Origin of the sequence: Enterococcus sp. AZ128 (genome assembly GCF_051714485.1) — a bacterium.
In the GTDB taxonomy this organism is placed as follows: Bacteria; Bacillota; Bacilli; order Lactobacillales; family Enterococcaceae; genus Enterococcus_A.
On sequence record NZ_JBIORZ010000004.1, the window covers coordinates 456,793 to 468,935 of the forward strand.

A 12,143-nucleotide genomic window follows, 5' to 3' on the forward strand; every position below is an offset into this window, starting at 1 on the left:
GCTTTTTGGCAAAAAAAAACCAAAAATAGAACATTCTCTTGAAAAATATTCGCGAGCTTCTACTTTTGTTTCCTTATTAAAAGCCGGAACGGACAATATTTCGTTCCTGCCTGTTATCATTTTCAGATAGTTTTAGCAAATTAATATGATACATGACAATAGCATAAAAGTCAATAGCCTCAGTACTTCATTTTAGTTTCCGCAAGCTTTTCTTAAAACTTTCAGCAAGTACCAATTGGTTTAATTTGATTTACATTTTAGAATATTCAGAATATTCGACGTTTTATTATTGACATCTCATTTTTCTTAACGTATACTAATTTACATCTTAACCAAGTTGGAGGTTGTTCCTATGCTGAACACAAAAAACTCACAACTGAATAACCGCTATTACTTTAGCTATTTTAGATAGGTTTGTATTCATCACGATGGATACAAACAACTTGAGTGTTTTTTGTATCTATGATGGCTAGAGCAGTTTGACGTACCACCGGCCGCATAGAGAAATCTAAGTGGCTGAAGGATCATACTATCTTTGTATTCGTATCACCCACTTAGAGTTTCGTTAATTCTAAGCGGGTGATTTTTTATTACAAAAGGATACCAGTTCTGCTTTTCATGGTTAGGTTGGGTAAACCGCACATATAAAGAAGGAATTGGTATGCAATTTGAAGAAGGAGAGAAAATTATGAAAAAAACGGTATTAGCAGGAATTGGATTGGTAAGTTTATTAATGTTAGGAGCTTGCGGCAGCAAAGAAGCAGGCGGAAATGATGACGCTAAAAAAGTAGGCGTCTTGCAACTAGTTCAACACTCATCTTTAGACAATGCCTATGAAGGGTTCAAAGAAGGACTAGAAGAAGGCGGCTATAAAGAAGGCGATAATCTAGAAATTGAATACCAAAATGCACAAAACAATCAAGATAATTTAAAAAGTATGAGCGAGAAGTTAATTAAGGATGAACCAGATCTGCTTCTAGGGATCGCTACGCCAGCTGCTCAGTCTTTATTAAACGCAACAACCGAAATTCCGATCACTGTTACCGCCGTTACGGATTTAAAAGAAGCGAAATTAGTTAAAAGTGATAAAAAACCGGGCGGAAACGTAACGGGAACAACCGATATGGTCCCAATCGATAAACAAATTGATCTTTTATTATCCATCGTTCCAGATGCGAAAACTATTGGAATTATGTACAACGCCGGTGAAGCCAATTCAAAAATCCAAGCTGATCTTGCTGAAAAAGCATTGAAGAAAGCGGGCGTTGACGTCAAAGTCAAAACGGCCAACACAACAAATGATGTTCAGCAGGTCACTGAATCACTAGCAGGTGAAACAGATGGTATCTATGTCCCGACAGATAATACCTTCGCAAGTGCCGCTTCGGTCATTGGTGATGTGGTAAAAGAAAAGAAAATTCCATTAGTTGCAGGTTCAACTGAACAAGTCGATGGTGGTGGTTTAGCGACTGTTGGAATTGACTACAAATCACTTGGCAAACAAACTGGAAAAATGGCGGCAAAAATTTTGGATGGGGATGCAAAACCTGAAGATACACCAGTAGAGTCAGCCGACACACTTAAATTAGTTGTCAACAAAGACATGGCGGAAGCCTTGGGAATCGATCCAGATAGCATCAAAGAACCTAAATAAAGAGAATAGTTAAACAGCACCAAAAAGAAAGAAGGAAGAATCATGAATGTTATCACTTTGTTTTTATCAGCGACGTCACAAGGTATGCTCTGGTCACTATTAGCGATCGGAGTTTACATGACTTTTCGAATTTTGGATATTGCGGATCTAACCGCCGAAGGTAGTTTCCCTTTAGGCGGAGGGATTGCTGCGATCGGGATTGTCAGCGGCTTGCACCCTGTGTTGGCTACTTTACTGGCCTTTGTTGGCGGTATGCTAGCTGGACTAGTCACTGGAATCTTGAATACCAAATTCAAAATTCCAGCTCTACTGGCCGGAATAATTACGATGACTGGTTTATATTCCATTACTTCACGAGTGATGGGCGCGCCAAACATTGCTTTGCTTGGAGAAAGTACTGTTTTTACTGCTGCACAAGATATGGGATTGAGTAAAAATAATGCTGTGATTTTGGTCGGCGCTTTCATCGTACTGCTGGTCATCTTATTGCTAGTTCTTTTTTTCCGAACAGAGATTGGTTTAGCTGTCAGAGCAACTGGTGATAACCCGGATATGAGTGAAGCTAACGGAATTAAAACTGAGAATATGAAGCTGTTGGGCTACATGATCTCAAACGGCAGCATCGCTCTTTCAGGGGCATTGCTCGCGCAAAACAATGGCTTCGCCGATTTGAATTCAGGGGTCGGGACTATCGTTATTGGACTGGCTTCGATCATTATCGCGGAAGTTCTGCTCCATAATAAACCAATCCTTATTCGCCTGATTACAATTGTGGCGGGCGCCATTATTTACCGCTTCATCTTAGCGTTAGTATTTGAGCTGAATGTGGAGCCGACAGATTCTAAACTAGCTTCAGCAATCGTATTAGTTATTTGTCTATCATTACCGCAAATTCGTTCAAAATTTACCTTCAAATCGAAAAAGAAAGGGGCGGCGTAAATGCAACCAGTATTAAGAATCAATAACCTTCACCAATATTTCGAACGTGGTACAGTCAATGAAAATCATGTATTGCGCGGCATCAATTTAAGCTTAGCCCCCGGCGAATTCGTAACGATCATCGGTGGTAACGGTGCAGGAAAATCAACCCTGCTGAATAGTGTTGCTGGTACTCTGCCGATTGAAGAAGGGCAAATGTTTCTGAATGAAGAAGAAATCACCAAGCATTCTGTAACTCGTCGTTCAAAAAAAATCAGCCGCGTCTTCCAAGACCCTAAAATGGGGACGGCAGTTCGTTTATCGGTAGAAGAAAATTTAGCCCTAGCAATGAAGCGCGGACACAAGCGTGGATTTTCTCTAGGGGTAAAAAGCAAAGATCGGAGTTTCTTCCAAGAACAACTAGCGATGTTGAATCTAAACTTGGAAAATCGATTAGACGCTGAGATCGGTTTACTTTCCGGCGGACAACGCCAAGCCATCACTTTATTAATGGCTACTTTACAACGACCCGACTTGATTTTACTAGATGAACATACAGCGGCGCTTGATCCAAAGACATCATTAACAGTGATGGCATTGACCGAACGTTTGATTCGCGAACAAGAGCTGACCGCCTTCATGGTAACCCATAATATGGAGGATGCGATCCAGTACGGTAATCGATTAATCATGCTCCATCAAGGACAAATCGCTTTAGATTTGAAACAAGAGGAAAAACAACATTTAACAGTTCCAAAATTGATGGAACTGTTCCATCAAAATTCTGGTGTCGAACTCAAAGATGATGCCTTATTATTAGGTTGATTCCGATATGATTCTCCCTTCTTTCTTGACAGGCTACTTTTATGTAGCCTGTTTTTTTGTTACACTGAGCCCAGAATGAAAAATGATGGAGGTATCCGGTTGACAACGAAAGAAAAAATTTTGGCCCGTTTAAAAGCTGCAGAAGAAATTCTGTCCGGTGAAACCTTAGCCCAAGAATTAGGTGTATCCCGCACCGCTATTTGGAAAGCAATCAAAGAATTGGAAAAGAAAGGCTACCAGATTCAGCACTTAGCAAATGGGTATCGCTATCGACCGTCTGATATTTTAGACGCAAAAGAAATCCAAGCACATATCGAACAACCTGTCGATGTTACCGTCTTAGAGACTTCCGTCTCCACTATGAAAGATGCGCAACTAGCAGTGATGGATGGCAAGAAATCACCCTTATTGATCGTAGCAGACATGCAAGAGGCTCCGCGAGGCCGTTTCAATCGACCTTTTTTCGCGGCGAAACAACAAGGAATTTACATGAGCTTATTATTAGAGCCCAAGGGGCAGCTGCAAGAGCTGCCACAGTATACAATCTTGATGGCTGTCGCTGTCGCTGAAGCAATCGATGAAGTATTAGGCATCGACAGTCAAATAAAATGGGTGAATGATATCTATGTGGATCACAGAAAAGTCGTTGGAATTTTATCAGAAGCAATGACTGATGTTGAAACCAACTCATTAAAATACATCATTATCGGTATGGGGATCAACTTTTCGATTCCGCAGGAAAAGTATCCCGAAGAGCTGCAGGAAAAGGCAACCTCCCTGTTTCCTGATGGTGAAGCGACAATCACACGGAATCAATTGATTATCACCATTTGGAATCGTTTCTTTGACTTGTTAGCTGATCAAGAAGCTTATCTTGATACCTATCGCAAAAAATCATTCGTGCTAGGTAAAAAAATCACATTCAAGCGTAAAGAACAGTTGTATCTAGGAACTGCGGTTGCTATCACTGATACAGGTGAATTAGTGGTTGATTTAGGAAATGAAACAATAACCATTTCATCTGGTGAGATCAGCTTAAGTTCAATCCAATAAAAAAATGATGTGCCATAGTTGGCACATCATTTTTTTATCGCATCGTCACAAATTCTTCACTACCTGTAGGGTGGATGGCAACAGTGTCATCGAAATCTTTCTTCGTCGCTCCCATCTTGATAGCTACAGCAAATCCCTGCAGCATTTCATCAACACCGATACCGATCGCATGCAATCCGATGATCCTCTCTTCCTCTCCAAGACAAATCAATTTCATCTCGCATTTTTGACGGTAGTCGCTTAATGCAAAGTACATTGGAGTGAATCGAGAACGATAGACTTTAATCTGTTCCTTGCCATAACGTTCAACAGCTGCTTCTTCGGTTAATCCAATCGTCGCAATCGTTGGATGCGTAAAAATCACAGTCGGCACATTTTCATAGTCCAAAAATTCTTCAGACTTGCCATTAAAAATCCGTTCAGATAAACGACGACCTGCAGCAATGGCCACTGGCGTCAAATCAATCTTACCGATAACATCACCAACTGCATAAACACCTTCACTCGTTGTGTTTTGATATTTATCGACGATCACAAATCCCTTCTCATTCAACGTTACCGAAGTATTTTCCAAACCTAATTTATCAGTGTTAGGAACACGCCCTCCAGCAAATAATACCTGATCTCCCGTTAACGTATTGCCATTCTCAAAATAAACGGTATAAGTACCATCAGTATTTTGTTTGATTTCTTTTGCCACATGGTGATCATAAAGCTTCATCTTATTGTCTTGATAGATCTCTATTAAATTATCCGCCAGCATTTTATCGAACGTCCGTAGCGGACGGCCATAACGGAAGGCCCAATGAACTTGAGTCCCCATTCCTTGCAAGACACCGACCAATTCCGCTGCGATATATCCCGCACCTAAGACGACCACGTCTTTAGGCTGTTCTGTCAATTCAAAGAAGCCGTTAGAATCAATAGCAAACTCACCACCAGGAATTGTCATCTGACTTGGACGACCACCAGTTGCGATCAAAACATTCGGTGCAGTGTATTCTTCGCCATTTACACTAATGACATGATCCGATTTAAAAGTTGCGTACCCTTCGATGCGTTCAACATTATTACTGTCAAGTCCTCGATAGTAAGCCCCATGTAAAAAATCGATGTATTTTTCACGACGCGCGACTAATTCTTTAAAATCAAATTTTTCAACATCCGCTTGAACCCCATAGCTTGGCGCATCCCGTTCAATCATCTCCAGCATACTGCTCGCTTGCCACATGACTTTTTTCGGCACACAGCCAACATTGACACATGTTCCGCCAATTTTATTTCCTTCAATCAATAATACTTTTGCGCCATGCATCCCCGCACGATTTGCCGAAGCAATCCCGCCGCTACCGCCACCGATAACAATGTAATCATACTCTTTCATTCATCTGCCTCCATTAATCATTTTTTATCACTTATTCAATTTGTCTCACTCTAAATAAAAAAGTAGCCTAGAATTAGCAAATCAATCTCTTCAACCTCAATAAATCTATTTTAATACATTCAGTCAGAAAATAATTGCTTTTTGCCTAGCCATTTTCAATGATATTCATTTTTAGTATGAGACTTCTGTCAAAAAAGCCGACCAGATTTTTCTAGTCGGCATATCATCTTGCTTTGAATCGTTAGTCTTTTTTCTTCCGAATCATATCTCCAGGTTGAACGGGTTGAGCAACAGGCATCGTCAAAACCATCATAGGATTTGGAGCACGATCAATTAATTCACCTTCATCGTTTTTCATTTTCACAACAGTCTGTTCAAAATGTTGAAAATGCGGGCCATAAAATTCAATTTCATCGCCAACTTTAAAATGATTCCTTTGACGAACAGTCGCGATCCCACTGGCCTCATCATAGTTTAAAACTTCTCCGATAAATTTATAAACCGGAATCTTGCGGCGCGAACCAAATAGCTGCTCATTTTCTGTCGGTATGTGGTAATAAAAACCCGTAGACAGCTCTCTTTGAGCAACCTTCCATAATTCATCAATCCATTCCTGCTTGCAGACATAATTATCTGGATCTTCAATATAACTATCTACAGCCGCTTTGTATACATTAGCTACAGTCGAAACATAGTGGATCGATTTCATTCGTCCTTCAATTTTCAAACTATCAACACCATTTTCAATCAGATCAGGAATATGCTCAATCATGGACATATCCACGGCACTCATAGAAAACTCTTCCGTCACATCTCCATTTTCTGTTAACGAACGATGCTCCTGAGCAAAAGGCATATCGAACAATTCATACTTCCACCGGCAGGATTGCGAACACCCGCCGCGATTAGCGTCGCGCATCGACATATGGTTCGATAACGTACAACGACCTGAATATGAAATACACATCGCGCCATGAATGAATGCTTCAATTTGAATATCCGTGTTGCGGCGAATCTCTGCTAGTTCATCCATGGAGACTTCGCGAGCTAATACTACCCGTTCTAAGCCTTCATTTTGCCAGAATTTCAACGTTTCCGCATTTGTTGCTGATGCTTGAGTCGATAGGTGAATTTCTAACCCAGGTGCCTCTGTTGCACAAATTTCAATCAAGGCCGGATCAGAAATGATCACTGCTGAAATACCAATATCCCGTAATTTTTTGAAGAACGCTCCCGCACCTTCTTCGTTTCCTTCATGCGTTACCATATTCGCTGCTACATAAACTTTTGCACCATACTCATCAGCAAATGCCACGCCCTCTTCCATCTCTTCAAATGAAAAATTTCCAGCTCGCGAGCGCAGCCCGTAAGCATCCCCGCCAATATATACTGCATCCGCACCATAATGAATGGCGGTTTTCAACTTCTCCAATGTCCCTGCTGGTGCTAAAACTTCTGGACGTTTCAATTTTCTCTCTGTCATGTTAATAATATACCCCTATTTAATCGCTGTTGGGTCTAAATGATAAAAACCAGTATCCATTCCCCGACCAACAGGATGATATTTTTGGATTTCTTTTTGCGCATTAAGTGCCGCTGTCTCATCCCAAGAGCCCAATTCAATTGCTGCTTTGGCCTCTGCAAATATTTTTGCGATAGCTACAAAATTTACCCCAGGTGTAAATAAACCATCGAGTTTCCATGTTTGATAGCCTGTCCGAGCCAGTTCAGACAACTCTTGAATTAAATTCAGATCATTATCAGCGAAAATATGCGTTCCATGCTGATCTTCATAGATTGAATAATGCGTTTCTGCTTTTTTCGGTTCTGAAATGAATAACCCACGCTCTTTTGAAGCGTCTTCTGTCTGTTTCGTATAATTAAAATAATTATCCAACAACGGCCTTTTCGATTGATGGATACACGTAGCCCCATACACCAATATTTCTACCGGAACATCAACATGCGCCCTTAAACGCTGCATCTCTTCAAAAGGAACCTCACGTGCTAAGACAGCACCGACTGCACCTTTTTTCTGCCAAAAATTGATTTGTCGTGCGTTAGTGACCAACGTCTCCGCGTCATAAATATAAGGCAATTCGTATGCTTGCAATAAATAAATCACACCAGTATCACCAACAACTACATGATCTGGTTTCACCTCCGCCAAAAAAGCCAAATATTCTGGAATCTTTTTCATCTTATCAGGATGCATGATGCCATTTACAGCAATGTTCACTTTTTTACCTAGTGAGTGAGCCAACTCAATCAAGGCTTTTTGTTCTTCACGAGAAAAAGAATGCGGCAGTCGTAAGCCATAATCTTCTTCCCCTATGTATAATGTATCAACGCCAGCAGTTAACAAATCTTCAGCCTGTGCCATCGATTCTGCTGTCGCAATTAATTCGATCATGATACGTCCTCCTTTTAGACTTTCTCATACTATCACAGCTTCTCAAAGTTTCCAACTGACCACCCAGAAAAAGAGGACAACGCCAATGCGTTATCCTCCAATCAATCAAACTTTTTCAGGAATCTTTTCTTCTTTAGAATTTTTCACAGTCAATGTGACTTTTCCTTTGCTCGCACCAATCGTTACCGCATCCCCCAATTGAATTTGACCAGACAATAAAGCTTCTGCTAATCGGTCTTCAATCTCTTTTTGCAATGCTCTGCGAATTGGTCGCGCACCGTACTCTGGATCAAAACCAACTTTTCCAATCACATCGTAGGCTGCTGCCGTGATCTTAACTTTAATTTCGTGTTCTTTCATACGATCTAATATAGAACGGCTCATAATCTTCACGATTTCATGGATTTGTTCTTGGTCTAACGATTTAAAGACAACCGTTTCATCAATTCGGTTTAGGAATTCAGGACGAAACGCCTTTTTCAATTCTTCCAAAATACGTTTTTCCATAGCTTGATGATCCTTAGTAATATCCTTCACGTTAAACCCGACATTTTTCTCTTCTCGGATTTCTGTTGCCCCAATATTTGAAGTCATAATCAAAATCGTATTACGGAAATCAACCTTACGACCTTTCGAATCTGTCAAATGACCATCATCTAAGACTTGCAATAAAATATTGAAGACATCAGGATGAGCTTTTTCCACTTCATCTAACAAAATTACTGAATACGGTTTTTGACGAATTTTTTCTGTTAATTGACCGCCTTCCTCATAACCTACATAACCTGGAGGAGAGCCAATCAAACGACTCGTACTATATTTTTCCATGTACTCAGACATGTCTACTCGAATCAAAGACTCTTCACTGCCGAACATCGCTTCGGCTAAAGCCTTCGCCAATTCTGTTTTTCCGACACCTGTTGGTCCTAAGAACATAAATGAACCAATTGGGCGATTAGGATCTTTCAACCCGCTACGAGCACGCCGGATAGCGCGCGAGATAGCCTGAACAGCTTCTTCTTGTCCGACAACTCGTTTATGCAAAACATTTTCTAAATCTAACAAACGCTGACTTTCTTTTTTCTCTAATTGTTGTAACGGCACTCCAGTCCATTGCGAAACAACTGCTGCTACATCTTCATCAGTCACTTGATCAATATAGCCGTTTTCTTGTTTTGCTGCTTTAATTTTGGCTTGTTCCAGCACCTCAGATAATTGTTTTTCACGCAATCGTAGACGAGCTGCAGATTCAAAATCTTGATTTTGGATCGCTTTTTCTTTTTCAACCACCAAATCATGAACCTCTTCTTCTAGTTCCGTAAGCTCTGATACTTCATCCGTCGAATCCAAGCGAACTTTAGCAGAAGATTCATCCATTAAATCAATTGCCTTATCAGGAAGTTGACGTGAATTGATGTATCGAACCGATAAAGAAACTGCCGCATGCAACGCCTCATCGGTAATCTCTACACCATGATGGTCTTCATAACGTTGGCGCAATCCTTTTAAAATTTCTTCTGCCTCTTCGGGTGTCGGTTCTTCTACCTGCACACGAGCAAATCGTCGTTCTAAAGCAGAATCTTTTTCAATATATTTTTGATATTCATCTAATGTTGTCGCACCAATGGTTTGCAATTCACCACGAGCTAAAGCAGGTTTTAAAATATTCGATGCATCAATCGCACCCTCTGCTCCGCCAGCACCGATCAAAGTATGCAATTCATCAATAAACAAAATAATTTGTCCATCATGATAAATTTCATCAATCACTTTTTTCAGACGATCTTCAAACTCACCTCGATATTTTGTACCAGCAACTAAGGCGCCCATATCTAACATCATCAGACGTTTTCCACGCATATCTTCAGGAACATCACCAGAAATAATTCGTTGCGCTAAGCCTTCAACAATTGCCGTTTTACCGACACCAGGTTCTCCGACTAATACAGGATTATTTTTCGTACGTCGACTCAAAATTTGCACGACACGGCGTACTTCACTATCTCTTCCAACTACTGGATCTAATCGTTTTTCCCGCGCCAATTTCGTCAAATCACGAGCTAAGCCATCTAGTGTAGGTGTTCCTTGAGAATTACTTTGTGCAGGTTTAGCCGCTGTTTTCCTGCGAGCTCCCGCACCTTGATTCGTATTTTGTGTTTCATTGACGCCCATTTTTTTCAGTAAAAGCTGTCGCATTTTAGGCAAACTCAAACCTAGGTTCACTAAGATATGAGAAGCTAAGATTTCATCATCCCGTAATAATCCTAATAAGATGTGCTCAGTACCTACCAATTTTGCATTAAAACGTTTCGCTTCATCATCAGCAAAAATCAATATCTGCTTCGCTCTAGGAGAATAAGGAAGATAGCCGCCTTCTGGATAAGACTTAACAGATCCATATCCCGTCATGTGCTCGATTTCTTCACGAATATCATTCTCGCTTGAATTCATCTGACGCAATGTTTTGCCCGCAATTCCTTGTTGTTCAATTACTAACGCTAACAATAAATGCTCCGAACCAACCGAGCGGTGTTTAAAATATTTGGCTTCTTGTTGCGCAATCGCCAATACTGCTTTGGCGCGTTCTGTATACAGCTGATCCATATCTCTCACTCCTTTTTCTCATAACTTAAGCGTTCCAAAAATCCATGTAGAATCCTTGAACGTAGTCTATTTTCAATTTGACTGATTCCAAGAACATTCTTCGATACTGCACTCAACATCAAATTGCCTTCATTCTCTGTAATAATTTCTTCTTCAAATAGTTTCTGAATTATCCCAAAAGCATTTGCTTCAGAAATTTCACTGCCAAAAGAGTCCATTAATTGTTCCAAAAAGTAATGCTGATCAGAAATCTTAACTTTACTTATTCGAATATAGCCGCCTCCGCCACGTTTGCTTTCAACTAAATAACCGCGTTGAAAAGTAAAGCGCGTATTGATCACATAATTTATCTGGGAAGGTACACAATTAAACAACTGCGCCATCTCAGCCCTTCGAATTTCGATAATTTCACTATTTTCCAAAATATCTTTTAAGTAAGATTCGATCAAATCAGAGGTATTTCTACTCATAATATCGCCTCCTATTGACTATTCCTGACCATAATTATATCGAATTTGGCGCATGAAATAAAGAAGAACGCCTTTCTTTAAATTAGGATAAAAAAAAAGAAGGTTTTCACCTTCTTTTGATCGGGAAGACAGGATTCGAACCTGCGACACCTTGGTCCCAAACCAAGTACTCTACCAAGCTGAGCTACTTCCCGGTAAATAAAAAAATTATGCACCCGAGAGGACTCGAACCTCTAACCCCTTGATTCGTAGTCAAGTACTCTATCCAATTGAGCTACGGGTGCGTATTTTATTAATGCCGAGGACCGGAATCGAACCGGTACGGTGATCACTCACCGCAGGATTTTAAGTCCTGTGCGTCTGCCAGTTCCGCCACCCCGGCGTTTCTTCCCCTGGTCTTCAGGAAAGCGGAAAACGGGGTTCGAACCCGCGACCCCCACCTTGGCAAGGTGGTGCTCTACCACTGAGCTATTTCCGCGCGATGCCGGCTAAAGGACTTGAACCCTCGACCCTCTGATTACAAATCAGATGCTCTACCAACTGAGCTAAGCCGGCAACTAAATAATATTAGAAATGCGGGTGAAGGGACTTGAACCCCCACGCCGTAAGGCGCTAGATCCTAAATCTAGTGCGTCTGCCAATTCCGCCACACCCGCATATACTTATGAGCCGTACTGGGCTCGAACCAGTGACCCTCTGATTAAAAGTCAGATGCTCTACCAACTGAGCTAACGGCTCAAATGGGGGTTAACGGGTTCGAACCGCTGACCCTCTGCTTGTAAGGCAGATGCTCTCCCAGCTGAGCTAAACCCCCATAAGTTC

At 41.0% G+C, this 12,143-nt stretch carries 9 protein-coding genes and 8 tRNA genes; 4 read left to right on the forward strand and 13 right to left on the reverse strand.

Features of this window, described 5'->3' with window-relative positions; genetic code table 11:
- Window positions 1–688: 688 nt before the first annotated feature.
- The 4 genes from IGI38_RS23410 to IGI38_RS23425 all read left to right on the forward strand — a co-directional run bounded on the left by IGI38_RS23410 (window position 689) and on the right by IGI38_RS23425 (window position 4,450).
- Window positions 689–1,654: an ABC transporter substrate binding protein gene (locus IGI38_RS23410; RefSeq protein WP_438734370.1), complete on the forward strand. Its 966-nt coding sequence runs from the start codon at window positions 689–691 to the stop codon at window positions 1,652–1,654.
- Window positions 1,655–1,696: 42 nt separating this feature from the next.
- Window positions 1,697–2,593 carry an ABC transporter permease gene (locus IGI38_RS23415; protein WP_438734371.1) on the forward strand — a complete coding sequence of 299 codons (897 nt, stop codon included), beginning with the start codon at window positions 1,697–1,699 and terminating at the stop codon, window positions 2,591–2,593.
- Window positions 2,594–3,397: an ABC transporter ATP-binding protein gene (locus tag IGI38_RS23420; protein ID WP_438734372.1), complete on the forward strand. Its 804-nt coding sequence runs from the start codon at window positions 2,594–2,596 to the stop codon at window positions 3,395–3,397. It begins immediately after the preceding gene.
- A 99-nt stretch (window positions 3,398–3,496) separates the two neighbouring features.
- Window positions 3,497–4,450 (forward strand): biotin--[acetyl-CoA-carboxylase] ligase, encoded by a 954-nt coding sequence (locus IGI38_RS23425; RefSeq protein ID WP_438734374.1) that lies wholly within the window; start codon window positions 3,497–3,499, stop codon window positions 4,448–4,450.
- A gap of 34 nt (window positions 4,451–4,484) precedes the next feature.
- Here IGI38_RS23425 and gor read toward each other — a convergent pair whose 3' ends face one another.
- From gor to IGI38_RS23490, 13 genes are all read right to left on the reverse strand, one after another.
- On the reverse strand, window positions 4,485–5,834 hold the full coding sequence (gene gor / locus IGI38_RS23430; protein ID WP_438734375.1) for a glutathione-disulfide reductase: 1,350 nt from the start codon (window positions 5,832–5,834) through the stop codon (window positions 4,485–4,487).
- Between the two features lie 241 nt (window positions 5,835–6,075).
- Window positions 6,076–7,317, reverse strand: coding sequence for a peptidase U32 family protein (locus tag IGI38_RS23435; protein WP_438734376.1), 1,242 nt, complete (start codon window positions 7,315–7,317; stop codon window positions 6,076–6,078).
- A gap of 15 nt (window positions 7,318–7,332) precedes the next feature.
- On the reverse strand, window positions 7,333–8,247 hold the full coding sequence (locus tag IGI38_RS23440) for a peptidase U32 family protein (protein WP_438734378.1): 915 nt from the start codon (window positions 8,245–8,247) through the stop codon (window positions 7,333–7,335).
- A 105-nt stretch (window positions 8,248–8,352) separates the two neighbouring features.
- The gene (locus IGI38_RS23445) at window positions 8,353–10,851 is read right to left on the reverse strand and encodes an ATP-dependent Clp protease ATP-binding subunit (RefSeq protein WP_438734379.1); all 2,499 of its coding nucleotides are present in this window, start codon (window positions 10,849–10,851) and stop codon (window positions 8,353–8,355) included.
- A gap of 5 nt (window positions 10,852–10,856) precedes the next feature.
- The gene (locus IGI38_RS23450; RefSeq protein WP_438734394.1) at window positions 10,857–11,324 is read right to left on the reverse strand and encodes a CtsR family transcriptional regulator; all 468 of its coding nucleotides are present in this window, start codon (window positions 11,322–11,324) and stop codon (window positions 10,857–10,859) included.
- A 117-nt stretch (window positions 11,325–11,441) separates the two neighbouring features.
- Window positions 11,442–11,515, reverse strand: a tRNA-Pro gene (locus IGI38_RS23455).
- Between the two features lie 16 nt (window positions 11,516–11,531).
- Window positions 11,532–11,605: transfer RNA gene (locus tag IGI38_RS23460), tRNA-Arg, on the reverse strand.
- 12 nt (window positions 11,606–11,617) lie between these two features.
- Window positions 11,618–11,703: transfer RNA gene (locus IGI38_RS23465), tRNA-Leu, on the reverse strand.
- A gap of 24 nt (window positions 11,704–11,727) precedes the next feature.
- Window positions 11,728–11,799, reverse strand: a tRNA-Gly gene (locus IGI38_RS23470).
- A 4-nt stretch (window positions 11,800–11,803) separates the two neighbouring features.
- Window positions 11,804–11,876 (reverse strand) — tRNA-Thr (locus tag IGI38_RS23475).
- A gap of 19 nt (window positions 11,877–11,895) precedes the next feature.
- A tRNA-Leu gene (locus tag IGI38_RS23480) sits at window positions 11,896–11,977 on the reverse strand.
- A 9-nt stretch (window positions 11,978–11,986) separates the two neighbouring features.
- Window positions 11,987–12,059: transfer RNA gene (locus IGI38_RS23485), tRNA-Lys, on the reverse strand.
- Window positions 12,060–12,062: 3 nt separating this feature from the next.
- Window positions 12,063–12,135: transfer RNA gene (locus tag IGI38_RS23490), tRNA-Val, on the reverse strand.
- Window positions 12,136–12,143: the final 8 nt, after the last annotated feature.